Genomic DNA, 26382 nt, shown 5'->3' with positions numbered 1-26382 from the left:
CCGTGACTAAACTACTTGCCAGGGCAACCATTGTGAAAAGCACCAGCGATCTCTTTAACGACATCATTCCACTGGGCCGTCTTATTCACATGGTTAACCAGAAAAAAGATCGCCTGCTCAATGACTATCTGTCACCGCTGGATATCACCGCAACACAGTTCAAAGTGCTGTGTTCCATTCGCTGCGAAGTGTGTATCACGCCGGTTGAGCTGAAAAAGGTGCTCTCTGTCGATCTGGGTGCGTTAACCCGCATGCTGGATCGCCTCGTCTGCAAAGGATGGATAGAACGAAGCCCTAACCCGAATGACAAACGCGGCGTGCTGATCAAACTGACCAGCGACGGCGCGGCCATGTGTGAGCAATGTCATCAACTCGTAGGACAAACACTGCATCAGGAACTAACAAAAAACTTAACGGCAGATGAAGTGGCAACGCTTGAGCTTTTGCTTAAGAAAATACTGCCGTAAACAGAAAAAGAGGTATGACGATGTCCAGACGCAATACTGACGCTATCACCATTCATAGCATTTTGGACTGGATCGAGGACAACCTGGAATCACCGCTCTCCCTTGAAAAAGTGTCAGAGCGTTCAGGTTACTCAAAATGGCACCTGCAACGGATGTTCAAAAAAGAGACCGGTCATTCATTAGGTCAATATATTCGCAGCCGCAAGCTGACGGAGATTGCCCAGAAATTGAAAGAAAGCAATGAGCCGATCCTTTACCTGGCGGAGCGTTACGGATTTGAATCGCAACAAACCCTGACGCGCACGTTTAAGAACTACTTTGATGTGCCGCCTCATAAGTATCGAATCACCAGCATGCCGGGTGAGTCCCGATATCTCTATCCGTTAAAACACTGTAGTTAAACAACGCCTGTAAAGACGTACCGAGGAAATCATGAAAGTTACCGTCTCCGCCGCCCTCGCCTTGCTGGTGCTGTTTTCCAGCCAGACCTTCGCGGAGCAAACGCCCAGTGCAACGCAGCAAAATAATCGCGACACGATGATTTTGCCGTCAGCACATGACCAGTCACCTTTTGATTTCAACCATATGGGGGCTGGTAGCGACAAATCCGACGAATTAGGCGTGCCGTATTACAATCAGCACGGCTTCTGATTCGTTTTGCCCCGCCTCTGCGGGGCTTTTTTGTGCCCTAATTCCGTACTCGCGTCGCCCGACGCACGCGCAAACCAAACACGTTGATGTAGAGTCCGCCCATGATCAGCACCGCACCAAAGAGTTGCAGCGCGCTGAGTTTTTCATCCAGCAGCAACGCCGCGCTCGCCAGCCCCACCACGGGTACCAGCAGAGACAGCGGCGCCACCCGCCAGGTTTCATAGCGACCCAGCAGCGAACCCCAAATGCCATAGCCGATAATCGTGGCGACGAACGCCAGATAAATCAGCGACAGGATGGTCGTGAGATCGATCTCGACCAGGCTTTTCAGCATCAGGTCCGGGCCGTCCAGAATAAACGATGCCGCCATAAACGGGATAATCGGGATCAGCGCACTCCACACCACCAGAGACATCACCGCCGGGCGCGCCTCGTGCTGCATAATCAGCTTGTTGAAGATGTTTCCGCAGGCCCAGCTCAGCCCCGCCGCCAGCGTAAGCATAAAGCCCAGCAGGGCCACATGCTGCCCGTTCAGGCTGGCTTCAATCAACACCAGCACGCCAAATACCGCCAGCGTGATCCCCGCCAGCTGTTTACCCTGTAAACGCTCACCAAACACAAACGCGCCGAGAATAATGGTAAAGAACGCCTGCGCCTGCAGAACCAGCGAGGCCAGACCGGCGGGCATGCCGAACTTAATGGCACAGAAGAGAAACGCAAATTGACCAAAACTGATGGTCAGGCCGTAGCCCAGCAGCAGTTTCAGTGGGATTTTTGGACGCGCCACGAAAAATAGCGCCGGGAACGCCACCAGCATAAAACGTAAACCAGCCAGCATCAGCGGGGGCATATTGTGCAACCCCAGCTTGATAACAACAAAATTAAGCCCCCACACTACGACCACCAGCAACGCCAGCAGCCCGTCTTTACGCGTCATACCCTGCCCCTGAAATATTAATAATTTGTTAACACTTCAAGGTAACAGAAAAAATAGCACCACGAGAAGATCATTAATTCTGGCAGTCAGGCGAAGCACTTACGGAAAAATTAGGCGCTATACAAGCCCCTTATGTCGTGATACTCCTTTTATAACACAACAAAAAAAGCATAAGCATTTGTCGGGCAGGAATATGAAACCATCTCTCAGGCGCTCTACCGCAGCGCTGCTGGCATCGTCATTGTTATTAACAATTGGTCGAGGGGCAACGCTGCCGTTTATGACCATTTATCTCACGCGCGTGTATAACATGAGCGTCGAGAATATCGGTTATGCCCTGACCATCGCGCTGACCATTGGCGTCGTGTTCAGCTTAGGGTTTGGCATTCTGGCCGATAAGTTTGATAAGAAGCGCTATATGCTGATCGCCATTGTGGCGTTTATTGCGGGCTTTGTGGCCATTCCGCTGGTAAATAACGTCACGATGGTGGTGCTGTTTTTTGCGCTGATCAACTGCGCCTACTCGGTTTTTTCAACGGTACTCAAAGCCTGGTTTGCGGATGTGCTGACCTCAGGCGAGAAAGCCCGCGTCTTCTCCCTGAACTACAGCTTCCTGAACATAGGCTGGACGATCGGGCCACCGCTTGGAACCCTGCTGGTGATGTACAGCCTGCAACTCCCGTTCTGGCTGGCGGCCTTTTGCGCCGCACTGCCGCTCGGCTTTATCCATTTCTTTGTACAGAAAAGCGTTGCGTTAGATACCGCTGAAGAAAAGGCGCCATGGCAGCCGTCGGTATTGCTGAAGGACCGCGCCCTTTTCTGGTACACGCTGTCTGGCCTGCTCGCGTCTTACGTCGGGGGATCGTTTGCGACCTGCATTTCACAGTATGTGCTTGCCGCGCACGCGGACGGTGATTTCGCCGAAAAGGTGGTGGCCGTGGTGCTCCCCGTCAACGCCGCCGTGGTGGTGACGCTGCAATACGCCCTCGGGCGTAAGATTTCAGCCAGCAACATTCGCCCGCTGATGACCGTTGCCACCCTGTTTTTCATCGTGGGTCTGGGCGGGTTTATGCTCTCCGGTGAAAACCTGGTTTACTGGGGCATCGCTGCCGCGATCTTTACCCTTGGGGAGATTATCTATGCACCTGGGGAATATATGCTGATCGACAACATCGCCCCGCCGGGAATGAAGGCGAGCTATTTCTCCGCCCAGGCGCTGGGCTGGCTCGGCGCGGCGGCAAACCCGATGATCACCGGTATCATCCTGACCAACATGCCGCACTGGTCGCTGTTCGTCATTATGATGGCCGCCATCTTCGCTGCGTGGCTGATGATTTTGCGCGGGATGAGCGTGAAAGCGTGGTGCGAAAGGCCCAAAGTCGCATAACTATGTAGGCCGGGTAAGGCGAAGCCGCCACCCGGCAATAAAGCATTAGTGGTGCAACATCTCCTCCACCACCTGCTCTTTGTACATCTCATTTGGATAATAGGTCGGCCAGTTATCCATCTCTTTCAGCAGCGCCTCGTGGGAGGTGTTGCCCATGAAGATATGGAAGTGCGAAGAAGCCTTCGGTCCGATGGTATGGTCGCTGAACTGAACAAACTTCGGTGCCTTGCTGGTGGCATCCTTACACTCAAACAGATAGCGAACGCCTTTCTTACCTGAGGCATAGGTCAGGATTTTGTAACCGCTATAGTCATAGTGACAGCGGCTTACCGTTTCCCCTTTGTGGAATTCCATCACGTTATTTTCGATACCGATAGATCCCACGTCCGTCGCGTAGCCCGTCCGATAGTAGGCTTTCACCGCCTCAACGGATTTGTGGTCCTTCTCCGCTTTCTTCTTAAACACCGGATCGAGCGAACCGTCAAGCAGGAACGGATAGACCGACTGCCAGGTGCCGTCCCAGTCAGACAGCGCTCTGTCCTTCACGTCTTTATCCTCAAACACGCCGTTCGCCGCCTTCTGTTCCGCCTCGGTCATCTGGTGACCGTGCGAATGGGCAAACAGCTGGCCGCTGACCAGCAGCGCCCCCAGAGTCATGGCAATTTTCCCAATATGTGCAGCCAAAACAAAACCCTCATTCCGTTTTATAAGAATGAGAATGTTATATTATAACATTTCAAATCGCAACCAGTTCGCGAACGCCCTCCTGCTCCATATTTGCACCACGCCCTTGCTGAATAATGGTGCCGCGCGACATCAGCAGATAGCTGTCGGCCAGCTCGGCGGCAAAGTCGTAAAACTGTTCGACCAGCAGAATCGCCATATCGCCGCGATCCGCCAGCGCGCGGATCACCTGCCCAATCTCTTTGATGACCGATGGCTGAATGCCCTCCGTCGGTTCATCAAGGATCAGAAGCTGCGGACGACTTGCCAGCGCGCGCCCTATCGCCAGCTGTTGCTGTTGCCCTCCGGAGAGATCCCCCCCGCGGCGGTGTTTCATCTCTTTTAACACCGGAAACAGCTGCCAGATCTCATCCGGCACCTGCTTCGCGTCGCGGGCGGAAAAGCGTGACAGCCCCAGCAGCAGATTCTCTTCAACGGTTAAGCGTGGAAAAATCTCACGCCCCTGCGGGACATACGCCACGCCAGCATGCACCCGCTGATGGGGCTTACTGTGGGTGATTTTTTTGCCCTGCCAGACGATTTCGCCACTTTTCGCCGGGATCAGCCCCATCAGACACTTCAGCAGCGTGGTTTTACCGACGCCGTTGCGCCCCAAAAGACAGGTGACCTCACCGCTAAGAGCCTGAAAGCTCACACCGCGCAGAATATGGCTTCCGCCGTAGTATTGATTCAGTTCGTTAACCTCTAGCATTACGGCTCCTTAGCGTCCCAGATAGACTTCAATCACCTGCTCGTTGGCCTGTACCTCACGAAGCGAGCCTTCCGCCAGTACGCGCCCCTGATGCAGCACCGTCACCCGGTCAGCGATGGTTTCCACAAACCCCATGTCATGCTCCACCACCATCAGAGAGTGCTTGCCCGCCAGCGTTCTGAACAATTCTGCGGTGTATTCGGTTTCCGCGTCCGTCATTCCGGCTGCGGGTTCATCAAGCAACAGCAGGTGCGGATCCTGCACCAGCAGCATACCGATCTCCAGAAACTGCTTTTGTCCGTGAGAAAGCAGTCCCGCGCGGCGGTCGCGTTCGCTACTGAGCCGCAGAAGCACCAGCATTTCATCAATACGATCGACCTGTTCGCCGTTTAGCTTTGCCCGCAGACTCGCCCAGACGGATTTGTCGGTTTTCATTGCGATCTCGAGGTTTTCCCACACCGTCAGCGCTTCGAAGACCGTGGGTTTCTGGAATTTACGCCCAATCCCCTGTCGGGCAATGGCTGCGGGATCAAGCAGAGTCAGATCAACAGACTGGTCATAGCGCGCTTTGCCGCTTTCAGGCCGCGTTTTTCCCGTAATAACGTCCATTAACGTGGTTTTGCCTGCACCGTTAGGCCCAATTACGCAGCGCAGTTCGCCCACGCCAATATTGAGCGAGAGATCCGTCAACGCCTGAAACCCGTCAAAATTGACGTTGATAGCCTCAAGCTGCAACACGGGATCGGTCTGTTCCCGGTAGCGGTCACCGGGCAGTTGCCGGGTGAATAATCCGTCAGATGGCTGCATTATTTCTCTCCCTTACGCAACAGGCCGTAGACGCCGCGCGGTAAGAACAGCGTGACGGCGATGAAAATCAGCCCCAGAAACAGCTGCCAGTACTCCGGCATCGCGACGGTGAAGAAACTCTTCGCACCGTTTACCAGCGCCGCGCCAATCACCGGACCGACCAGCGTACCGCGTCCGCCCAGTGCCACCCAGATCGCGGCTTCAATCGAGTTGGTCGGCGACATTTCGCCAGGGTTGATAATGCCCACCTGCGGGACGTACAGCGCCCCCGCCAGACCGCACAGCACCGCGGACAGCGTCCACACCAGCAGCTTAAACCCGCGCGGATCGTAACCGCAGAACGTCAGGCGGTTTTCCGCGTCACGCACCGCCGTCAGGATGCGGCCAAACTTGCTTTTCGCCAGCGCAAATCCCGTGCCTAATGCCAGAACCAGCAGCAACACGGTCGCCAGAAACAGCGCGATACGCGTGGTGGTCTCCGTCACCGGGAATCCGAGCAGGGTCGTAAAACCGGTAAAGCCGTTATTGCCGCCAAAACCGGTCTCGTTACGAAAGAACAGCAGCATGCCCGCGTAGGTCAGCGCCTGGGTCATGATGGAAAAATAGACCCCTTTGATTTTTGAGCGAAAGGCAAACCAGCCAAACACCAGCGCCAGCAATCCCGGAACCATCACAATCAGGACCAGCGCCCAGGCAAAGTGCTGGGTGCCCCACCAGAACCACGGCAGCTCGCTCCAGGAGAGAAAGGACATGAACGCAGGCAGACCGTCACCCGCCGTCTGGCGCATCAGGTACATGCCCATCGCATAGCCGCCAAGCGCAAAGAAAATGCCGTGTCCCAGCGAGAGCATGCCCGCGTATCCCCACACCAGATCAAGCGCAACAGCCACGATGGCATAGCAGAGGATCTTGCCAATCAGCGTCAGCATCCAGGTCGAAAGCGCCAGGGGATGCGTGGCGGGCAGCAACGCGAAAAACGGCAGGATAAGCAGACACGCCACCAGCAGGCTGCCCGCAATCTGAGTCGTACGTGGCGCTTTACGCGCCATCGTTAAGGTAAGTGGCTGGCTCATCAGTCAGTAACCCTCCCTTTTAAGGCAAAGAGTCCCTGAGGGCGTTTCTGAATAAACAGAACGATCGCCACCAGAATCAGGATCTTGCCGAGTACCGCACCCATCTGCGGTTCGAGGATTTTGTTGAAAATCCCCAGTCCAAACGCCGCCGCCACGCTACCGGCCAGCTGCCCCACGCCGCCCAGCACCACCACCAGGAACGAGTCGATGATGTAGCCCTGGCCCAGCTCAGGCCCCACGTTCCCCAGTTGGGAAAGCGCCACGCCACCCAGACCGGCAATACCGGACCCCAGCCCAAACGCCAGCATGTCGACGCGCCCGGTAGGCACCCCGCAGCAGGCAGCCATGCTGCGGTTTTGGGTCACCGCGCGGACGTTCAGGCCAAGACGGGTTTTGTTCAGGATCAGCCAGGTGAAGAACAGCACCAGCAGCACAAAGCCCAGCACCACAATGCGGTTCCACGGCAGCGTCAGGTTGGCGAACACCTGCACGCCTCCGGAAAGCCAGAACGGGTTTGCCACCTCCAGGTTTTGTGCCCCGAACGTCATACGTACCAGCTGGATAAGCATCAGGCTGATCCCCCATGTCGCCAGCAGCGTTTCCAGTGGACGACCGTAAAGATGGCGGATCACCGTGCGCTCGAGAATCATCCCGATCCCCGCCGTCAGGCAAAAGGCCACGGGCAGCGCAATAACCGGATAAAGCGCCAGCCAATGGGGAAGAAACTGCGCCATCACCTGCTGCACCATCCAGGTGGCATACGCCCCTAACATCAACATTTCACCGTGCGCCATGTTGATGACGCCAAGCAGTCCATAGGTGATCGCCAGCCCCAGCGCAGCCAGCAGCAGGACAGAACCCAGCGAAAGCCCCATAAATGCCTGTCCGAGCAGGTCGCCCCACATCAGACGGTGTTGAATGTGGCTCAGGCTCTCGGCAGCGGCCGCACGCACCTTCGCATCCGGCTCCGTCTGCGGCTGGGTAAACGGCGTGATTTTTGCCTGCACGTCCGGGTCGTCGGATTGACCCAGCAGTTCAACAGCCTGAAGACGGGTCTCCGCCTGAGGACTGGTTAGCTGGAGGTTAGCCAGCGCCAGCAGCAGCGACTGTCGCGTTACATCATCCGTTTCAAGGCTGACCCGTTTTTGCAGAAAACCGAGCATATCTGGCTGAATATCCCGCTGGAGCTGCCGGGCAGCGCCCCGTCTTTCTGTGACACTGTCACTTATCAGTTGATGCGTTGCCAGCGCAGTCGCCGCCAGCACACGAAGTCGGTTGGTCAGGCGTACGGCTTTGGTTGGCCCTTCTGCCGCCGTTGCCGCCCCGAGCGGCACCATCTCGCCGCCGTGTTTGGCAAAGGCCTGCTTCTGGCCGTCGATAAACAGACTTTCAGTTTGCAGCGCCTGAAGCAGCGGCATCCTTGCCGCATCCGGTGCAGCCGCCCATGCGGTCAGCATTGCTGCTTGCTGCGTGCGGTTCGCAGCAACAAAGTTATCGGCATCCGATGCCTGCGCCATCCCTGGCAGCAGTCCGGTAAGCCATACAAGAGCGATGAACATGCGCATGGCGTTCATGACGTTTCTCCCTGCGGTGATGGCCTAGTTACTGGCGGTTTTCATCGGCTGGTCAGGCTTTTTGTCATTTCCAGCGATGAACGGGCTCCACGGCTGAGCGCGCACCGGCGCGTCGGTTTGCCAGACCACGTTAAACTGGCCGTTACCCTCGATTTCCCCAATCATGACCGGCTTGTGCAGGTGGTGGTTGGTGGCATCCATGGTGAGCGTAAACCCAGACGGCGCTTTAAAGGACTGGCCCGCCATGGCGGCACGCACTTTATCCACGTCGGTAGTGCCTGCTTTTTCGACTGCCTGCGCCCACATGTGAATGCCCACATAAGTGGCTTCCATCGGATCGTTAGTTACGACGGTATCGGCATTCGGCAACTTGTGCGCTTTGGCGTAGGCTTTGTAATCCGCCACGAAGGTCTGGTTGGTTGGGTTATCCACGGATTCGAAGTAGTTCCACGCCGCCAGGTTCCCCACCAGCGGTTTGGTGTCGATCCCGCGCAGTTCCTCTTCGCCGACAGAGAACGCCACCACCGGGACATCGGTAGCTTTCAGGCCCTGGTTAGCAAGCTCCTTGTAAAACGGCACGTTGGAATCGCCGTTGATGGTCGACACCACCGCCGTTTTACCGCCTGCAGAGAATTTCTTAATGTTGGCTACGATGGTCTGGTAATCGCTGTGACCAAACGGGGTGTAAACCTCTTCAATGTCCTTATCCTCAACGCCTTTTGAGTGCAGGAAGGCACGCAGGATCTTGTTGGTCGTACGCGGGTACACATAGTCCGTGCCCAGCAGGAAGAAGCGTTTGGCACTGCCCCCGTCCTCGCTCATCAGGTACTCCACTGCCGGGATCGCCTGCTGGTTCGGGGCCGCACCGGTATAGAATACGTTGGGTGACATCTCTTCGCCTTCGTACTGGACCGGGTAGAACAGCAGCCCGTTCAGCTCCTCAAACACCGGCAGCACGGATTTGCGCGACACTGACGTCCAGCAGCCGAACACCACCGCCACCTTATCCTGGCTGATGAGCTGACGGGCTTTCTCGGCAAACAGCGGCCAGTTCGACGCCGGGTCAACCACCACCGGCTCCAGTTTCTTGCCCAGCACGCCGCCTTTGGCGTTGATCTCATCAATCGTCATCAGGGCAACATCTTTCAGGGGCGTCTCGGAGATCGCCATCGTGCCGGACAGCGAGTGCATAATCCCCACTTTGATGGTATCGGCAGCCTGCACGCCAAAACTCATTCCCATCGCGACCATGGAGGTCGACAGTGCAAAAGCTTTTAACAAGGTACGACGGTGCATATTTTCACTCCTGAAAAGAAAGCTGTGCGAAAGCGTCCGATACCGCAGGGACGCAGATAAACAAGGTGTCAGCTTCAGGAGAGCAAAAAGGATGCCAGAATGGAGAACGCGGAATGGCGGGAGATGACGCGCGGGTTGTAAAGAGAACGACTCAGAATGAATCAGCGCTGCACTTTTATAATGCAGCGCTGGAGGAGGCTTACCAGACTTCGCTGGCGATCTGCGTCACCAGACGCACTTTGTCCCACTGCTGGGATTCGCTCAGGCTGTTGCCCTCTTCGGTGGAGGCAAAGCCGCACTGCGGGCTAAGGCAAATTTGTTCTTTCGCCACGTATCTCGCCGCTTCTTCCAGACGCGCCTTCACGCCTTCCGGGTTTTCCAGCTCGCCATTCTTGGTGGTGATAAGGCCCAGTACCACCTGCTGCTTGCCCGGTCGCACGAAACGCAATGGCGCAAAGTCGCCGCTACGATCGTTGTCGTATTCGAGGAAGAACGCGTCAACGTTGACCGTCCCGAAGAGTACGTCGGCCACTGGCTCATAGCCGCCTTCGGAAATCCAGGTCGAACGGAAGTTACCGCGACAGACATGCAGCCCGATGGTCAGATCGTCAGGCTTACCTTCGAGCGCTTTGTTCAGCACGCGGGCATAGATCCGCGCCAGCTCATCCGCATCATCGCCGCGCTCGCGGATCTGACGGCGCTGGTCGTCCGAGCAGAGATAAGCCCAGACGGTATCGTCCAGCTGCAGATAGCGGCAACCCGCGTCGTAAAACGCGCGGATGGCATCGCGCCAGGTGGTCGCCAGATCGTCAAAATATTCTTTCAGATCGGGGTAAACCGTGGCGTCGATATCTTTACGTCCCCCGCGGAAATGCAGCACGCTCGGGCTTGGAATGGTCATTTTTGGCTGCGCGTTCCCGCTGATGCTTTTCAGGTAGCGGAAATCGTCCAGCATTGGGTGCTCGCCAAAGCTCAGTTTACCCGTCACGCGAACGCCGTGGGCTTTCGTCTGCACGCCGTTGAACTGAATGCCCTGCTGCGAATCGTAACGCTCCACGCCCTGCAGGCCGTCGAAGAAATCAAAATGCCACCAGGCGCGGCGAAACTCACCGTCAGTGACGACGTGTAGCCCGCAGGCGCACTGCTGCTCGACGACATGGCGGATGGCCTCATCCTCTACCGCTCGAAGCTGCCCGGCATCAATCTCACCGTTGGCAAATTTCTGGCGAGCCTGCTTGATGGCATCCGGGCGTAAAAAACTGCCAACTACATCGGCGCGGTACGGGGCGTGTTGTCGCTGCATGAAAATCTCCTCTGTCTGTCGGCGATAGTTGCCCACAGTGATAATTCATCATTTGAATTTTAGACTTCTGGATGTCTAAATGTCCAAAAAAGATGTCATATCTGTCGCATTCCGGCAAACGAGAAAATTTCACCTGTGTTGAAAAAAATTCATCTTCACAGCGAAACGGGCGATCCCTCATGAGCAAACGTGAACCCTTCGTCTTCCCACCCGGTAATCCCCCCGAGCATGATTTTTACCGGCAGCCCAAGTCGTGCGAGCTTAAGCGCAGCCCTGTCAGCGCCGTTACAGTGAGGCCCGGCGCAGTAAACAACAAATAGCGTGCCTGCAGGCCATTGCGCCATGCGCTCTGCGGAGATCTGGCTCCAGGGCAAATGCAGCGCGCCGGGGACGTGGCGACGGGAAAACTGTTCCGCTTTACCGACTACGTGCAGCAAAACAAAGTCTTGTTCATTGTTTGCAATGGCATGATGCACGTCAGCGCAATCGGTCTCGACGCTCAGCCGACGCAGGAAATGGGCAACGGCTTCTTGCGGTTCTGCTGCCGGAATTTCAGTAACATAGCTCATGATCCTTCCTCATCTTGGGTGTTTGTGTTAACACTACTCTATCCATAAATTCAGCCAGTGAATGCGTCCGCGTATGCCAGAAAACAGCAAAAAGATGACAAACTTAAGACAGGTTTCTCCCGCCAGCGTGGTCGTCCTGGCCTATGACGGTTTGTGCACCTTTGAGTTTGGTGTGGCCGTGGAAATCTTCGGTCTGCCGCGCCCGGAAATGGGCGAGAGCTGGTATCGGTTTGCGGTTGCAGGCGTGGATGAAGGCGAGTTACGGGCAACGGGGGGCATCCGTATTCTGGCCGATGGCGATCTGAGCCTGCTTGAGCGTGCAGATTTAATCCTCGTGCCGGGATGGCGCGGTATTGACGCCACCGTACCGGACGCGCTTTGTGATGCCTTACGTCGGGCCAGCGCGCGCGGGTGCCAGCTGTTGTCCATTTGTTCAGGGGTCTTTGTACTTGCCGCGACCGGACTGCTTGATGGGCGCAAAGCCACCACGCACTGGCGCTACATTGAGGCGCTTAAAACCCGTTATCCGGCCATCGACGTGGTTGAAGATGTCCTGTATCAGGACGAGGGCGATATTCTGACCTCTGCGGGCAGCGCTGCGGGAATCGATTTGTGCCTGCACGTGGTGCGTCGGGATTACGGCATGGAAGCGGCAAACCGCGTGGCGCGGCGTCTGGTCATTCCGCCGCATCGGGACGGTTCGCAAACCCAGCAGTTGAGCCGTCCGGTTGCCCAGTTGCGGGAAAGCCAGCGTCTGGGCCAGCTGTTTGATTTCCTGCACCAGCATCTGGCTCTGGCACACACCGTGGACTCCCTGGCGCGTCGGGTTGGCATGAGTCAGCGCACCTTTCTGCGGCGCTTTCAGGACGCCACCGGGACCACACCCACGCGCTGGCTGCTGAATGAACGCCTGCTGCGCGCCAAAGATTATCTTGAAAACAGTAAATTAAGCATCGACAGCATCGCTGAACAGACCGGGTTTGGCCAGGCCGCTACCCTGAGGCACCATTTCCGTCAGCATTATGCCCTTTCCCCTGCACGGTATCGCAAACAGTTCGCCCGCGCGGGCTGAATACGGGCAAAAAAAAACCGCCATAAGCTGGCGGTAAATGCTTGCATGGATAGATTTGTATTTTGGTATCTACGTTCCCGACATTCCATGCCGGGGTGCGGATCCCATACAACCTAACACCATCAGACTCAACGAAAGGTAAACAGACCGCTTAACCTGCCTGGGTATTTATTTGCAGGTAACGCATCAGTCCCTGTTCCGCACTCTGTTTAGCATCATCATTAATCGCTTCAAGATAGAAAGAGCGCGATACGCCATACGGTGCCTGGTCGGAAGGATAAACGGCAAACTGGAATGACTTCCCCTTCGCCTGATTAGTGCAATTTAATTCCCAGCGCTGTTCGCTTTTCTGGCGGCTAATACACGCCACTCTGCCGTAGTCGCTGGTTAAATAGGAACCTACACGGGATTCCGCCGACTGAATATATTCTGGTGCGTCGTTCCAGGCATAATCCATCCCTGCGACCGCACCAACAGAAACCACCGCGAGAACAATGGGTATTATTTTTTTCATTGAATCAGACTCATTCCTTAGCCAGAGGAAATCCATTATATAGGATTAATCTACTTTTTGATGCGTTTATTACATATCAAAATTGGCAGTATTAATGTAATTCAGTTTTATCCTAAAATAGAGACGAAACTGCCCTTTCTTTTTTCAGGAAGTTACCGCTTCGCTATTTAAGCACTTTTATTGCGGGTATATCGTACGGATATTGACAATCCCTTTTCGTTAATTTGAACTTCCGAATAATAACCCAAAGAAATTATCTGCATGATAGCCGTGAATTGCCATCCTGCGGTGAAAAAATGTTTAGAAAAGGCTTATCACTCATCATTCTGGTCTGTGCACTGTTTTCCGGGCAGCTGATGGCCGGGCATAAAGGACATGAATTTCTGTATGTGAAGAACGTTGAACATCAGCTGCGGCATGAAGCCGACAGCGATGAGCTGCGTACCGCAGCGGAGGAATCAGCGGAAGGCTTGCGCGAGCACCACCAGTGGCAGAAATCGCGCAAACCAGACACCCATTTTCGCTAGCTAGCTGCCTTTACGCTTAGGCAGGGTTTTCATCAGTTCATCGGGGCTGACTGACGCCACGACGCTGCCGGGCTGCGGCATCTTAAAGATGTGATTTTTCATTTTACCGATGACGTGCATTTCACACGGGCGGCAGTCGAACTTAAGGGTCAATACCTCGTCGCCGTTCACCAGCTGCATTGGCGTTGCTTTCCAGCTCTTGATATTCCCCTTCGCCTGTTTCGGACACAGGTTAAACGCAAACCGCAGACAGTGTTTGGTGATCATCACCGGCACATCGCCCTTCTCTTCATGCGCTTCATAGGCCGCGTCAATCAACTGCACGCCGTGGCGGTGATAGAATTCACGCGCTTTGTGGTTGTAGACGTTCGCCAGGAAAGACAAGTGCGTATCCGGATAGACCGGCGCGGGCACCGCTTCGGCTTTACGGCTACCGCGCGGGTAGTTCGCCAGACGCGCTTCATCCAGCATGTCGGCCGTTTCACGGCGGAACTGATTGAGCAGGCTGTTGGGGACAAACAGCGCATCCGGGAGAGTCACGTCGATGTTACGGGCGTAATAGATCGTCTGCCCCAGTTTCGCCACGCCGTCCTTCAGGCTGTTCAGCGCTTTTTCCGCGTTATTTGCCACCTCAAACAGGCCATCGAGCGTATGCGTCACGCTGATACCGTCTTCGCAGGTCATGGTCAGGATCAGCTGTTCTTCCCAGCCGCCGAGCTCAATATCTACCGCAATGCGACGCTCGCTGGAGGTTTTCAGCAGCGCCTGCTGCCAGTTATGGTCAAGGTTGCGGTTCAACGCCGCGTTCGGGCGCGCTTTGTAGAGATCCGCTGGCATCTCGTTCGGCCAGACGCGATAGCGATTTTCGCCGGTTTTTTCCACGGTATTGGCGCGGAAGCCCACGACTTCACGCTTGATCATCACGTTCAGGCCGTCCCCGTTCGCCAGTGGCTCCGTCACTTCCACGTCCAGATGATCTTTCGCCACTTTCAGCACTTCGCCAACCGGTAAACCGATAAACTTCGGTGAGTCGAACGCGCCGATATCCCCTTTGCGGGCATTCACAAAGTAGTCGGTGCTGCCGCGATGGAAAGTTTTATCCGTCGACGGAATAAAGAAATGCTCTGTACGCCCGGCGGAAGCCCGCGCCAGGTCGCCGCGATCGTCGATGATGGCGTCCAGCATCTGGCGATAGTGCGCGGTGATATTCTTCACGTAGCTCATGTCTTTATAGCGCCCTTCAATCTTGAAGGAGCGCACGCCCGCGTCAATCAGCGCGCCAAGGTTAGCGGTCTGATCGTTATCCTTCATGGACAGCAGGTGTTTTTCGAAGGCCACCACGCGCCCCTGATCGTCTTTCAGGGTGTACGGCAAACGGCAGGCCTGCGAGCAATCGCCGCGGTTGGCGCTGCGGCCGGTCTGCGCGTGAGAAATATTGCACTGGCCGGAATACGCTACGCACAGCGCGCCGTGGATGAAGAACTCGATGGTGGCATCCGTGGCCTGGTGAATATCGCGGATTTGGTTCAGGTTCAGCTCGCGCGCCAGCACGATCTGCGAGAAACCGACGTCAGAGAGGAATTTCGCTTTTTCTACCGTGCGGATGTCGCACTGGGTACTGGCATGCAGTTCAATCGGCGGGATATCCAGCGCCAGAACGCCCATATCCTGCACGATCAGCGCATCCACCCCGGTCTGGTAGAGATCGGTGATAAGACGCTGCGCAGGCTCCAGTTCATCATCATGAAGGATCGTGTTCAGGGTCACGAACACTTTCGCCCCGAAACGGTGGGCGAACGGCACCAGCTCGGCAATATCGCTCAGGCTGTTGCTGGCGTTATGGCGGGCACCGAAGCCAGGGCCACCAATGTAGACGGCATCGGCACCGTGAAGGATCGCTTCACGGGCAATGGCGGCGTCACGGGCCGGGCTTAAAAGTTCAAGATGATGGGATTGCAGGCGCATACTTCGTCGTTATCCGTTATGGTCAAAATGGCGGCTATTGTAGTCAGAAGTATGCGACAGCGAAACAGTTTTGCGTAGCCTCAGCGGGGATAATGAATAAGGGAGTGAAAATGCACCGTCCGGGCGCTGCTGTTGCGGTAGGCGTGCGGTTTATCCCCGGCAAAACGCACCCCGGCGTCAGCGTGGATAGTGCGCCACTCGCCGTCAATGTTCATCTCCAGTTCCCCACCGATCACCACCACATGTTCAATGACGCCCGCTTCGTGCGGCGTGGATTCGCTCAGCGCACCGGGCGCGAGGGTGATCGAAAAATGGTCAAACTTCAGCGTCTCATCCCACGGAAATAACGGTTTCACAACCATCGCCTGCTGTTGGGGATCAAACACGGCCTGCCCGTCCGCCTCTGGCGCGATGAAGGCAGAAAAGGGTACGTTCAACCCGGTAGCGATTTTCCACAGCGTCGACACCGTCGGGCTGGATTCATTGCGCTCAATTTGGCCCAGCATGGCCTTTGACACGCCCGTCTCTTCTGCCAGTTTCGCCAGGCTCCAGCCGCGCGCCTGGCGTTCGGTTTTCAAGGTATGAGCAAGATGTTGTGTAATTTCCATGGTCCCTCCAGATACCGACACAGCATACCACTTGTACGCTATAACGCACAGTGCTATCTTATTCCGGACGTTATAACGCACAACGGAGTTTTTTATGCGTCCTTCAACTCATCTCTTTCCTGCCATCCTTGCCGGTTTTGTTGCCGTTCTGGTGGGTTATGCCAGCTCGGCAGCCATCATCTGGCAGGCCGCTGCGGCGGCGGGCGCAAATGCGCACCAGATTGCGGGCTGGATGACCGCGCTGGGCATTGGGATGGGCGCCAGCACCCTTGCGTTATCCTGGTGGTATAAAGCCCCGGTACTCACCGCCTGGTCAACGCCCGGCGCGGCGCTGTTAGCCACCAGCCTCAACGGCGTGACGCTTGCCGAAACCATCGGTATTTTTATCTTTGCGAATGCGCTTATTTTACTGTGCGGCGTGACCGGGCTATTTGCCCGCCTGATGAAGCTCATTCCGCATTCTCTTGCCGCCGCTATGCTGGCAGGCGTGCTGCTGCGGTTTGGCCTGCAGGCGTTCAGCAATCTCGACGGACATTTACTGTTGTGCGGGAGCATGCTGGCGGCCTGGCTGATGGCTAAAGCCTTTGCTCCCCGGTACGCCATTGTTGCCACACTGCTGGTGGGTGGCGCAGTAGCATGGGCTGGAGGTGACGTTGTCACAGGCGATATCGCCGTTTCTGTCGTTATGCCGCAGTTTGTCGCACCGGCCTTTACCTTCACCAGCCTGCTGAGCATCGGCGTGCCCTTCTTCCTGGTCACCATGGCCTCGCAAAACGCGCCGGGGTTCGCCACGATGAAAGCAGCGGGCTATCCGCCGGCGGTCTCACCGTTGATTATCGTGACAGGCGGGCTGGCGTTGCTGTTCTCTCCCTTTGGCGTGTTCTCTATCTGTATCGCCGCCATTACCGCAGCTATTTGCCAGAGTCCTGATGCGCATCCGGATGCGGGTAAACGCTGGCTTGCCGCCGTGGCTGCGGGCGTATTTTATCTCCTGGCGGGCGTTTTTGGCGGCTCTATCACCGGATTAATGGCCGCATTGCCGCTCAGCTGGATCCAGACGCTTGCCGGTCTGGCGCTACTCGGTACCATCAGCGGGAGTTTGTATCAGGCATTGAATCACGAAGCGGAACGCGACGCGGCAATTGTCACCTTTCTGATGACCGCCAGCGGGGCAACAATCCTGGGGATTGGCTCTGCTTTCTGGGGGCTGGTGTTGGGTGGCCTCTGTTACGCCGTGTTTTCACGCCGTCGCCGCGCGTAGCTGTGACGGGGTTATCCCCATGATGCTGCGAAAACGGTTACTGAAGTGGCTGGCGGAGTTAAACCCGCAGGCGAGTGCGATATCCGTAAGCGGTGTGTTGGTATGCTGCACCAGCGCTTTGGCTCTCTCCATACGGCGCTGCATAACGTACTGATGCGGAGCCAGCCCCATCGACTGACGAAACATTCTGGCAAAGTGATACTCACTCAGCGAAGCCTGATCGGCCAGATCTGCCAGTGTCAGCGGCTGGGAGAGATGCTCTTCTATAAATGCCAATACGTTTCGCAGCACAAACGGCGACAGCCCGCCGGTGACGACCGGCAGCTTCCACTGCACGCTGGCGTAATTCTGGAGCAGATGCGTCAGTAAAAGCGTAGAGGCGGTGCTGAGGGCGAGCTGGTTCGCTTTTTGCTGCCAGTCGTAGCCAAGCAAAAACTGGCGATAAAGCGCGGTGATTTTCGGATCGCTGCCGAAGATTTTCTCATCAAGCGTCAGCGACAGCGGGCGTTTATCCCAGATTTTTTCGCCAACATCGCGCAGATGTTCATCGGTACAGTACAGATGAACAAATGACAGGTCATCGCGGATATCCCACGTCGATTCGCTCTCTTTCGGCATCAGGCAGAAACGGTCAGGACCGCCGCCATTCTTCCAGCCGCCCGGCGTTTTTTGGTAGCTTTCATAGCCATCGGCCACGTACAGGCTGAGGGTGTGGTGATTGCTTTTTACGGTGATCGTGTCGTGCTTGTTGTACCACGCCGCCAGTTGAATACCGGAATTGAGCGCAACCGTTTCCCGGAGCACTGCATTCTGTTGACGTAGCGTTTCAAAGGTATCGTAAGCGTGAGACATAGCCGTGAACGGATGGTTGATCAGATCCTCAGTCTAAGAAGTGTTGTCGCGCGATGCCAGCCTTCGCGCAACAAAAAAGCGCAAGAATTTGCAAGTCCTGCGCAAGGAGATGAAAGCAGCCCAGCGCCGGACGGGTCAGACTGTGCTTTTCGCGGTATGAGAAGAGAGAAACAATGAACGCATTGCTCTATGGACTGGTGGTCGTGATATGGGGAACGACCTGGATTGCAATTTTCCTGCAGCAGGGACCGGTCGCGGCCCCGGTGTCGATTTTCTGGCGCTTTGCCGTGGCCTCCGCCACGATAATGATCGTCTTACTTGCCCTTCGCCGTTTGCGCAAGATAGCCCTGCGGGATCACCTCTTTTGCCTGCTGCAGGGATGCTGCGTTTTCTGCTTCAACTTCTGGTGCTTTTACGCCGCCGCCGCGCACATCAACACCGGCCTGGAGTCGGTGATTTTTTCCATGGCGGTGCTGTATAACGCCATTAACAGCTTTATTTTCTTCGGCCAGCGCCCGCCCGCTCGCTTCTGGACGGCCGCCGCGCTGGGCCTGGTTGGGATCATCACCCTCTTCTGGGACGACCTGCTGGCAAGCGGCTGGAGCACCTCTTTACTGACGGGTATTGGCCTGTCGGCGCTGGGCACCTACGGATTCTCGCTGGGTAATATGATCAGCATGCGCCACCAGCGTAACGGTCTGGAGACCATGACCACCAATGCCTGGGCGATGCTCTACGGTACGCTGGTGATGGGCGGTATTGCGCTCGTCAGAGGGGACAATTTTATGCCGGAATGGACGGTAAGCTACATCGGTGCGCTGCTCTATCTGGCCCTGTTTGGCTCGGTGATTGCCTTTGGCGCCTACTTTACGCTGGTCGGACGTATCGGTCCGGGTAAAGCCGCCTACAGCACCCTGTTATTCCCGCTGGTTGCGCTCTCTATTTCGACGATTTACGAAGGGTACGTGTGGCACGTGAATGGAATTGTCGGGCTATTACTGATTTTGGGCGGGAATATGGTGATGTTTACTAAGCCAGAAACCTGGTACAGACGACTGAGAACGGCATAAAAAAGGCCTGCATCGCTGCAGGCCCTGATTCACTATTTCGCTGTTTTATGCACATCAAACATGGTGGCATCTGTCGCCATGTCATCCACAACTTGCTTCAGCGTGGCGAAGGCCATTGGCGTATTTTCGTTAGCCAACTCTTTCCCTTCGCCTTTACGCACCACTTTCATGACGGGTTTGTTCGTTGCCGCGTCAATCAATTCACCTTCGAAGAACAGGTGCGTATCCATGGTACGGTGACCGGTTGCCATCTGCGTACCCGCTACGACCAGCGCGACAGGCACCACTTCATAGAACTGCAGCCCCTCTTTTTGCGAACTCACGCCGGTGATGGCCCCACGGAAGATCAGGCTGCGTTTGCACGGTGTGGTTACAACAGATTTACGCTGACCAATCGCCGTTTTCATTTTGGTGTTGGTGTAGGCCAGAAGCTCATCAAGCGTTTTTTGACCAATCTGAGTCGTCGGTTTTGGCGTCGGATAATAGGTAATTGGCGTCCAGAGAATGCAGTCGTAATTGGCTTCGTTATACGAAGGATCAACCCAACGCAGCGTTGGTTTCCCCGTCGCTGACGTAGTTTGCTGCAAGCCTGAATAATCTTTTAAAAAGCCTGAATATTGTTCTGGCGCGGCAACTTTCGATGCACAGCCAGCCAACGTCAACAGACCTGAAAGCACTGCAACTTTAAAAAAAGTGTGAGTACGCATGATGGTATTCCATGTTATCTGCAAGTATGCATTTGAAGTTATAGCAAAAGATGAGGGGCGTTGTTGTGGCAAAAAATGATGCAGATAGCACAAATTGCGAAAAGACTGCCCGGACGCGATCCGGGCAGAGAAACATCACGGATTAATATCCACCTGCCAGAAAAGATGCTTACCAAACGGGTCTATTTCGTAGCCTGTCACTTCCTTACGCACCGGTTCAAAAATGGTGGAATGAGCAATCATGACGGCTGGCATTTGGTCATGCATCATCTGCTGCGCCTCTTTGTACAAGGCAATGCGTTTATTCTGATCGGTTATCGATTTTGCTTCGGCAATAATCTTATCAAAGGGTTTGTAGCACCATTTGGCCGAATTCGAACCGCCGTTGGCGGACGTACAGGTAAAGAGTGGGCCAAAGAAGTTATCCGGGTCGCCCGTGGCTGTTGTCCAGCCCATCAGCGCAGCCTGATGTTCGCCCCCTTTCACACGCTTGAGATATTCCCCCCACTCATAGGTGACGATTTTGGCCTGCACGCCAACCTTCGCCCAGTCGGCCTGAATCATCTCTGCCATCCGCTTTGCATTCGGGTTATACGGACGTTGAACCGGCATTGCCCACAAATCGATGCTGACGCCGTTCGCAAAACCGGCCTCTTTTAACAGCGCTTTCGCCTTTTCGGGATCGTAATCGTAATCCTTAAGCTCGCTATCTGCGCTCCAGACGCCCGGCGGCAGCAGGTTTTTCGCCGCAGTGCCTGTACCGTGAAATACCGCGTCAATAATGGCAGGTTTATTGATTGCCATCGCCAGCGCCTGACGGACTTTCACATTATCCAGCGGCGGCTTTTGCGTATTGAATGCCAGAAAACCGGTATTCAGCCCCGCCTTGCTCATCAGCGTGATGTCTTTGTTCGCCTTCATGCGCGGCAGATCGGCCGGGTTCGGGAACGGCATGACCTGACACTCATTTTTTTCGATTTTCGCAAAACGCACGGACGCGTCCGGCGTGATGGTGAAGACCAGGCGGTCCAGCTTCGATTTGCCCTGCCAGTATTCCGGGAATGCCGTGAATAAAATGCGGGAATCTTTCTGATACTGCGCCAGCCTGAACGGCCCGGTCCCGATGGGCTCCATATCGACCTTCTCCGGCGTACCGGCTTTGAGCATCGCATCGGCATATTCCGCCGAAAGAATCGAGGCAAAATACCACGCCAGATCGGCCACAAACGGGGCTTCCGGGTGAGCCAGCGTAAAGCGCACGGTATGGTCATCCACCTTATCTATCGCGGTGATCAGGCTGCCGAACTCCAGGCTTTCGAAGTTGGAATAGCTGCCGTTGGAGACGTTATGGTACGGATGATTGACATCCTTCTGGCGCATAAACGAAAAAATCACGTCGTCGGCGTTAAAATCCCGCGTCGGCTTGAACGCTTTGTTGCTCTGGAATTTCACCCCTTTACGCAGATGGAAGGTGTAGACCTTGCCGTCCTCGCTCACCTCCCAGCGCTCCGCCAGGCTCGGCACCAGCTCCGTTGTGCCCGGCTTAAAATCGACCAGTCGGTTATAGACCGGCACGGCGCTGGCATCCACGCTGGTTCCCGAGGTATATAACTGAGGATTAAAGTTTTCCGGCGATCCTTCGGAACAATACACCAGCGTTTTCGCCGCCACGGTGGAACTGACCGTCAGCGCAGCAAACGCGAGCGTTAACATTGTGAGTTTGCTTTTCATCATTTATTCCTGTCTTTTTAATTCGACGGCTAATTAATTCTTTTGCCATTCCATAAATAACATTAAAGTGATGTGGCAAACACCTGAAAAATAAATACAGAAGGAATCACTATGGGCTCAGAACTCTCCAGACAATTAACCCAGCGTTTTTTCCGCTATCTTGCCATCACCAGCCAGAGCGACCCAAAAGTGAAAACCCTTCCCTCCACGCCTGGGCAGCATGATATGGCGCGAGAGCTGGCGCAGGAGCTGGCACAGCTGGGCCTAGACGATATTGTGATTGATGAATTCGCCACGGTAACGGCGGTAAAAAAAGGCAACGTGCCCGGTGCGCCGCGTATCGGCTTTATTACGCACATTGATACCGTAGACGTGGGTTTATCACCGGATATTCATCCGCAAATATTGACCTTTCATGGTGAAGATCTCTGTCTGAATAAAGAGAAAGACATCTGGTTACGTGTAAAAGAGCACCCGGAAATTCTGGCATATCCTGGTGAAGAGATTATTTTCAGCGACGGAACCAGCGTATTAGGCGCAGATAATAAATCTGCGGTGACGGTGGTAATGACGGTGCTGGAAAACCTGACGGCGGAACATCAGCATGGCGATATTGTCGTTGCGTTTGTGCCTGACGAAGAGATAGGCCTGTGTGGCGCAAAGGCGCTCGATCTGAAGCGCTTCGACGTCGACTTCGCCTGGACCATCGACTGCTGCGAGCTGGGTGAAATCGTCTATGAGAACTTTAACGCAGCAGCCGCGGAGATCCGCTTTACCGGCGTGACGGCGCACCCGATGTCCGCCAAAGGCGTGCTGGTGAACCCGTTACTGATGGCCACCGACTTCATTAGCTATTTTGACCGCCAGCAAACGCCGGAGTGCACCGAAGGGCGTGAAGGCTATATCTGGTTTAACGGCATTCAGGCCGGGCAGAACGAAGCGGTGCTCAAAGCCAATATCCGCGACTTTGACAAGAATCATTTTGCTGCCCGCAAGCAGCAGATTGCCGACGTTGCGGCGCTGATCGCAGCGCAGCATCCCACCGCGAAAGTGGACTTTCACATTGAAGACACGTACAGCAATATCAGCAATGCGATTGGCGAAGACAGGCGCGCCATCGACCTGATGTTTGAAGCGATGGAATCGCTCGGGATCACGCCAAAACCCACGCCGATGCGCGGCGGTACCGACGGCGCAGCGCTTTCTGCTAAAGGGCTGCTCACCCCGAACTTCTTCACCGGTGCGCATAACTTCCACTCGACGTTCGAGTTTTTACCGCTGTCGTCGTTCGAGGCGTCTTACAAAACCGCCCTGCAGATCTGCCTGCTGGCCGCCCGCTAAGCGGGTTTACGCGCCAGCAGAGTCGCAAAGCGCAGCTTAATGCGGTTGCCGTTGGCGTCGGTGCGGTGCAGCTCACCCACCTCTTCGTTGTATTTGAGCAACTCCCAGCCTTCATAGTAGTTGCTCAACTCACCGGCTTTAAACGCAAACGGGAAGCCAACGGTGCACGGGTAATCTGCCGTATCCATGGCGGCAACGATCAGGTTGTAGCCGCCCGGCTTCGTGCAGCGCTGCATATTGGCGATAAGACCAGGGATGGTTTTCGCTTCCAGGAACATCAGCACTACGGTGGAGAGGATAAAATCATACTCACCATCAAAGCTGAGGCTGTTAAGGTCTTTAATCGCTGTTTGCAGATTCGCGATCCCTTCTTCCGCTTTGATGCGCTCGATGTTATCGATGCTCATCGGGTTCTTGTCCCACGCGGTCACCTCAAAACCGTTGGCGGCCAGGTAAAGGCTGTTACGGCCATTACCGCATCCCAGATCCAGCGTTTTACCCGGTTTAACGATCTCCGCGCTGTACAGCACCTCCGAGTGCGTACGGGTTAAGCCAAATTTTTCGGTGAAGTAGTTAGCATCGACAGTCATTATTTTTCCTCAGATTGCATAAGCAGGGCTTTATCAGCGCGAACGAGAAGTTTGCCCTGCATCAACAGGATAAACGTACGAATCAACAGCATCCCAATGATGATGTTGGTAAAAATAAACAGCGGAATCGCCAGCGCGTGGAAGAATCCTGACGGGCTGCTCTGCCCCAGGTGCAGGCCGGTAGTCGCCAGTGCCGACACGCCGAATGAGAAGCTCCAGAACGAGGCGTTAAACGGCTGAGACAAATACCATGGCATCAGACGCAGCATAAACAGAAGCTGTAACAGGCCATAGCCAAAGAGCATTTTAGCAAAGGTATCGGCTTCTCCGCCGTTGACGCTAAACCAGGCGCTACAGGCCACCAGCGCAGGTGCGAGCTGGATGCCAAGCGATGTTCTCAGCGCAGCAGGTAACTCTCCGGCGCTTCGCAGGCGCTGCAATATTACCGGCTCCAGGCTTAGCCAGGAGAAGACTCCCGCCCCGAGAAAAACCAGTCCCGCATCGGTGAACCCGAGCGCGCCGCAGGCCATGGCGCTGATGAAATTATTCGCGACCGTCGGCAGATACAACCCGGGCGTCGTCGCCTCTTCAGGATGTTTACCCCGCCACAACCCGGCACTTTGCCAGGCCGCATAGCCGAGCTGAATGACCACGCCGATACTAAACAACGCCAGCGAAACAGGTCGACACCACGGCACAAAACCAATCGACACCAGCATCGTCGTGGCCGGAAACAGGCTAACAAAACTGCTCATCACCGGATGGCGCATCTCCGCCAGCACGCTGCGCGGAAAACGGACCGCACGCATGATGAAGGCTACCGTCAGTAAGAACCAGATAACAACCGCAAGGCTGACCAGCATTTCCCCCGGCCAGCGCGTCACGGGCCAGAGTGTACTGGCATAACGCCAGGCGAACCCCATACCAATAATCCCAAGTACCATACCGAAGTAGCCTGCGGGCAAGTTAAGGACGCGTTGATTTTTGTGCATTTTGTTGAATTTTTAAAATGTATTTTAAATGCCATTTTAAGGTGTTTCCGCAGCGGATGCCAGTACTTCGAAAAGCGAAAAGTTTGCTACGTTTAGTACAGACGCGTATCAGAGACAACCCTATGAAAAAATATCGCCTTAGCGATGAAACCCGCCTCTGGCAGTGGCAAAACGACGAAACCAAATGCACCGTGACCCTGCGGCAAATTATTGCTCTCGTCGATTTCAACGATGTCGTCAGCGGCACGAAAGGCGGCTGGATTGACGATGAGAGTGCCCTCGCGCAGGCCGGTGACTGCTGGATCTACGACGAGAACAGCGTGGTATTTGCGGGCGCGACGATAACGGATAACGCCCGTCTTACCCAGCCTTGCGTCGTGAGCCACCATGCCCGCGTCGGCGGTCACAGCTGGCTGGACAATGCGCAGGTCAGCCACGAGGCGAAAATAAGTGACAACGTCACCATTCAGCAATCCAGCGTACGTGGCGAATGCCATATTTACGGTGATGCCCGAGTGATCCACAACAGCATAGTGATTGCCGCGAAAGGCTTAACGCCCGACCACGAACAGATCCTGAGAATCTATGACAGGGCCACGGTGAGCGAGTCCCGCATTGTCCATCAGGCGCAAATCTACGGTGATGCATTGGTCAGCTATGCGTTTATCGAGCATCGAGCCGAGGTCTTCGACAAGGCCATTCTGGAGGGTAACGAACTCAATAACGTCTGGGTCTGTGACTGCGCCAAAGTGTACGGCAACGCGCGTCTTATGGCGGGCTTTGATGACGACGCTATCCCCACCGTGCGCTACAGCTCGCAGGTGGCGGAAAATGCGGTGGTGGAAGGAAATTGTGTCATCAAGCACCACGTCCTGATTGGCGGGCAGGCCTGGCTGCGCGGTGGGCCGATCATGCTGGATGATAAAGTGGTGATCCAGGGACGCGCGCGGATTAGTGGTGATGTGCTCATCGAGCACCAGGTTGAAATCACCGATGATGCGGTCATTGAAGCGTTTGCTGGCGAGAGCATTCACCTGCGCGGCGAAAAAGTGGTTAATGGCGACCAGCGCATCACACGCACCCCGCTGCTGGGAGCGCTATAGGGTAGAGATCTTGCCGTAGATGTTCACATCGTCAAAGCGGCCATTCAGGTATTCCGCTTCACGCAGGCACCCTTCCAGCGTAAAACCGTTGCGCACGGCAACATTATTGCTGTGGTAATTCGCCACCCGACATTTGATCACAAAACGGCGGATCTCACCGCGTTCGACGTAGTAGCGCATGAACGCCTGCAGTGACCGGGAGAGAATGCCCTGCCCCTGGTGGTTTTCGTCCAGCCAGTAGCCGATGTACCCGGTTTTGTTGGCAGGTTCAATCGCATTAAACGACAGCACGCCGACCAGTTCATCACTCGCGAAAATCAAAAACATTTTGGCGTAGCCGCGCTGGTGCAGCATGTGGTTGCTCTGCACGTTGCGTCGGGTATCCTCTTCGCTGCCCACGTGCTGCGCCCAGTCAAACGCGGTTTGCAGAAAGGTTTTGTTTTTAATGACGAGGTTGTGCAGGTCGGTGGTATAGCGCTCTTCGACGGAACGCAGTTCGATGTGTTGTGAAACGGGGATGATTTCTGACGTCATGCGGCCTCTCATTGCC

Annotated in this window: 28 protein-coding genes; 10 read left to right on the top strand and 18 right to left on the bottom strand. The window is 55.4% G+C overall.

The window, feature by feature from the left end:
* The first annotated feature begins 32 nt into the window (after positions 1–32).
* Genes marR through marB form a run of 3 tightly spaced genes read left to right on the top strand, consistent with a single transcriptional unit; the run spans position 33 to position 1118 of the window.
* Positions 33–467 (top strand): multiple antibiotic resistance transcriptional regulator MarR, encoded by a 435-nt coding sequence (gene marR / locus N2K86_RS10825; protein ID WP_010431103.1) that lies wholly within the window; start codon positions 33–35, stop codon positions 465–467.
* A 20-nt stretch (positions 468–487) separates the two neighbouring features.
* Positions 488–868 carry an MDR efflux pump AcrAB transcriptional activator MarA gene (marA, locus tag N2K86_RS10820; protein WP_001303241.1) on the top strand — a complete coding sequence of 127 codons (381 nt, stop codon included), beginning with the start codon at positions 488–490 and terminating at the stop codon, positions 866–868.
* 31 nt (positions 869–899) lie between these two features.
* Positions 900–1118: a multiple antibiotic resistance protein MarB gene (gene marB / locus N2K86_RS10815; RefSeq protein ID WP_010431092.1), complete on the top strand. Its 219-nt coding sequence runs from the start codon at positions 900–902 to the stop codon at positions 1116–1118.
* Positions 1119–1155: 37 nt separating this feature from the next.
* Here the strand turns inward: marB and eamA are convergent, their stop codons facing one another.
* The gene (gene eamA / locus N2K86_RS10810) at positions 1156–2055 is read right to left on the bottom strand and encodes an O-acetylserine/cysteine exporter (protein WP_260661513.1); all 900 of its coding nucleotides are present in this window, start codon (positions 2053–2055) and stop codon (positions 1156–1158) included.
* Positions 2056–2248: 193 nt separating this feature from the next.
* On the opposite strand from eamA, the gene ydeE reads away from it, so the two are divergent.
* Positions 2249–3442 (top strand): efflux MFS transporter YdeE, encoded by a 1194-nt coding sequence (gene ydeE / locus N2K86_RS10805; protein ID WP_260661512.1) that lies wholly within the window; start codon positions 2249–2251, stop codon positions 3440–3442.
* A gap of 45 nt (positions 3443–3487) precedes the next feature.
* Here the strand turns inward: ydeE and zinT are convergent, their stop codons facing one another.
* The 8 genes from zinT to N2K86_RS10765 all read right to left on the bottom strand — a co-directional run bounded on the left by zinT (position 3488) and on the right by N2K86_RS10765 (position 11499).
* On the bottom strand, positions 3488–4126 hold the full coding sequence (gene zinT / locus N2K86_RS10800; RefSeq protein WP_260661511.1) for a metal-binding protein ZinT: 639 nt from the start codon (positions 4124–4126) through the stop codon (positions 3488–3490).
* A 52-nt stretch (positions 4127–4178) separates the two neighbouring features.
* On the bottom strand, positions 4179–4877 hold the full coding sequence (gene urtE, locus N2K86_RS10795) for an urea ABC transporter ATP-binding subunit UrtE (RefSeq protein ID WP_260661510.1): 699 nt from the start codon (positions 4875–4877) through the stop codon (positions 4179–4181).
* Positions 4878–4886: 9 nt separating this feature from the next.
* Positions 4887–5684: an urea ABC transporter ATP-binding protein UrtD gene (gene urtD / locus N2K86_RS10790; RefSeq protein ID WP_260661509.1), complete on the bottom strand. Its 798-nt coding sequence runs from the start codon at positions 5682–5684 to the stop codon at positions 4887–4889.
* A complete protein-coding gene (urtC, locus tag N2K86_RS10785; RefSeq protein ID WP_260661506.1) occupies positions 5684–6757 on the bottom strand; it encodes an urea ABC transporter permease subunit UrtC in 1074 nt (357 codons plus the stop codon). Before urtC ends, urtD begins: the two co-directional genes overlap by 1 nt.
* Entirely contained in the window at positions 6757–8331 is a 1575-nt protein-coding gene (urtB, locus tag N2K86_RS10780; protein ID WP_260661505.1) for an urea ABC transporter permease subunit UrtB, read from the bottom strand. The genes urtC and urtB overlap by 1 nt, the downstream gene beginning before the upstream one ends.
* A gap of 24 nt (positions 8332–8355) precedes the next feature.
* Positions 8356–9627, bottom strand: coding sequence for an urea ABC transporter substrate-binding protein (urtA, locus tag N2K86_RS10775; RefSeq protein WP_260661504.1), 1272 nt, complete (start codon positions 9625–9627; stop codon positions 8356–8358).
* Positions 9628–9826: 199 nt separating this feature from the next.
* Positions 9827–10930, bottom strand: coding sequence for a cobalamin-independent methionine synthase II family protein (locus tag N2K86_RS10770; protein WP_260661503.1), 1104 nt, complete (start codon positions 10928–10930; stop codon positions 9827–9829).
* A 155-nt stretch (positions 10931–11085) separates the two neighbouring features.
* A complete protein-coding gene (locus N2K86_RS10765) occupies positions 11086–11499 on the bottom strand; it encodes a rhodanese-like domain-containing protein (protein ID WP_182402188.1) in 414 nt (137 codons plus the stop codon).
* Between the two features lie 73 nt (positions 11500–11572).
* Here N2K86_RS10765 and ftrA point away from each other — a divergent pair, with 73 nt between their 5' ends.
* Positions 11573–12571: a transcriptional regulator FtrA gene (gene ftrA, locus N2K86_RS10760; RefSeq protein ID WP_260661502.1), complete on the top strand. Its 999-nt coding sequence runs from the start codon at positions 11573–11575 to the stop codon at positions 12569–12571.
* A gap of 151 nt (positions 12572–12722) precedes the next feature.
* On the opposite strand, the gene N2K86_RS10755 is transcribed toward ftrA, so the two are convergent.
* Positions 12723–13085, bottom strand: coding sequence for a hypothetical protein (locus N2K86_RS10755; RefSeq protein ID WP_260661501.1), 363 nt, complete (start codon positions 13083–13085; stop codon positions 12723–12725).
* 296 nt (positions 13086–13381) lie between these two features.
* Between N2K86_RS10755 and N2K86_RS10750 the strand changes: the two genes are divergently transcribed.
* Positions 13382–13612, top strand: a complete 231-nt coding sequence (locus N2K86_RS10750) for a YncJ family protein (protein WP_260661500.1) — start codon at positions 13382–13384, stop codon at positions 13610–13612.
* On the opposite strand, the gene N2K86_RS10745 is transcribed toward N2K86_RS10750, so the two are convergent.
* Both N2K86_RS10745 and N2K86_RS10740 read right to left on the bottom strand, forming a co-directional pair.
* Positions 13613–15577 carry a peptidase U32 family protein gene (locus N2K86_RS10745; protein WP_260661499.1) on the bottom strand — a complete coding sequence of 655 codons (1965 nt, stop codon included), beginning with the start codon at positions 15575–15577 and terminating at the stop codon, positions 13613–13615. It lies immediately after the preceding gene.
* Between the two features lie 80 nt (positions 15578–15657).
* Positions 15658–16185, bottom strand: coding sequence for a helix-turn-helix domain-containing protein (locus tag N2K86_RS10740; protein ID WP_260661498.1), 528 nt, complete (start codon positions 16183–16185; stop codon positions 15658–15660).
* Between the two features lie 94 nt (positions 16186–16279).
* On the opposite strand from N2K86_RS10740, the gene N2K86_RS10735 reads away from it, so the two are divergent.
* A complete protein-coding gene (locus N2K86_RS10735) occupies positions 16280–17446 on the top strand; it encodes a benzoate/H(+) symporter BenE family transporter (protein WP_260661497.1) in 1167 nt (388 codons plus the stop codon).
* Here N2K86_RS10735 and N2K86_RS10730 read toward each other — a convergent pair.
* A complete protein-coding gene (locus tag N2K86_RS10730; protein ID WP_260661496.1) occupies positions 17426–18298 on the bottom strand; it encodes an AraC family transcriptional regulator in 873 nt (290 codons plus the stop codon). The genes N2K86_RS10735 and N2K86_RS10730 overlap by 21 nt on opposite strands.
* Before the next feature lie 173 nt (positions 18299–18471).
* Between N2K86_RS10730 and N2K86_RS10725 the strand changes: the two genes are divergently transcribed.
* On the top strand, positions 18472–19368 hold the full coding sequence (locus N2K86_RS10725; protein ID WP_260661495.1) for a DMT family transporter: 897 nt from the start codon (positions 18472–18474) through the stop codon (positions 19366–19368).
* Between the two features lie 32 nt (positions 19369–19400).
* On the opposite strand, the gene N2K86_RS10720 is transcribed toward N2K86_RS10725, so the two are convergent.
* Together N2K86_RS10720 and N2K86_RS10715 are read right to left on the bottom strand one after the other, a co-directional pair.
* The gene (locus N2K86_RS10720) at positions 19401–20075 is read right to left on the bottom strand and encodes a DUF3313 domain-containing protein (RefSeq protein WP_260661494.1); all 675 of its coding nucleotides are present in this window, start codon (positions 20073–20075) and stop codon (positions 19401–19403) included.
* A 135-nt stretch (positions 20076–20210) separates the two neighbouring features.
* Positions 20211–21806 carry an ABC transporter substrate-binding protein gene (locus N2K86_RS10715; protein ID WP_260661666.1) on the bottom strand — a complete coding sequence of 532 codons (1596 nt, stop codon included), beginning with the start codon at positions 21804–21806 and terminating at the stop codon, positions 20211–20213.
* A 111-nt stretch (positions 21807–21917) separates the two neighbouring features.
* On the opposite strand from N2K86_RS10715, the gene pepT reads away from it, so the two are divergent.
* On the top strand, positions 21918–23147 hold the full coding sequence (pepT, locus tag N2K86_RS10710; protein WP_260661493.1) for a peptidase T: 1230 nt from the start codon (positions 21918–21920) through the stop codon (positions 23145–23147).
* Here the strand turns inward: pepT and tehB are convergent.
* The gene (gene tehB / locus N2K86_RS10705) at positions 23144–23737 is read right to left on the bottom strand and encodes a tellurite resistance methyltransferase TehB (RefSeq protein ID WP_260661492.1); all 594 of its coding nucleotides are present in this window, start codon (positions 23735–23737) and stop codon (positions 23144–23146) included. The two genes, pepT and tehB, sit on opposite strands and share 4 nt — an antisense overlap.
* Complete coding sequence (tehA, locus tag N2K86_RS10700; protein WP_260661491.1) at positions 23737–24729, bottom strand: dicarboxylate transporter/tellurite-resistance protein TehA; 993 nt, start codon at positions 24727–24729, stop codon at positions 23737–23739. Before tehA ends, tehB begins: the two co-directional genes overlap by 1 nt.
* Positions 24730–24851: 122 nt before the next feature.
* On the opposite strand from tehA, the gene ydcK reads away from it, so the two are divergent.
* Positions 24852–25832: a YdcK family protein gene (gene ydcK / locus N2K86_RS10695; protein ID WP_260661490.1), complete on the top strand. Its 981-nt coding sequence runs from the start codon at positions 24852–24854 to the stop codon at positions 25830–25832.
* Here ydcK and rimL read toward each other — a convergent pair.
* Positions 25827–26366 (bottom strand): 50S ribosomal protein L7/L12-serine acetyltransferase, encoded by a 540-nt coding sequence (gene rimL, locus N2K86_RS10690; protein ID WP_260661489.1) that lies wholly within the window; start codon positions 26364–26366, stop codon positions 25827–25829. The genes ydcK and rimL overlap by 6 nt on opposite strands.
* Positions 26367–26382: the final 16 nt, after the last annotated feature.

The organism is Enterobacter mori (assembly GCF_025244905.1).
Classification (GTDB): domain Bacteria; phylum Pseudomonadota; class Gammaproteobacteria; order Enterobacterales; family Enterobacteriaceae; genus Enterobacter; species Enterobacter mori_A.
The sequence above is the reverse complement of the archived record's forward strand: the minus strand, read 5'-3'. Positions and strand labels throughout refer to the sequence as shown.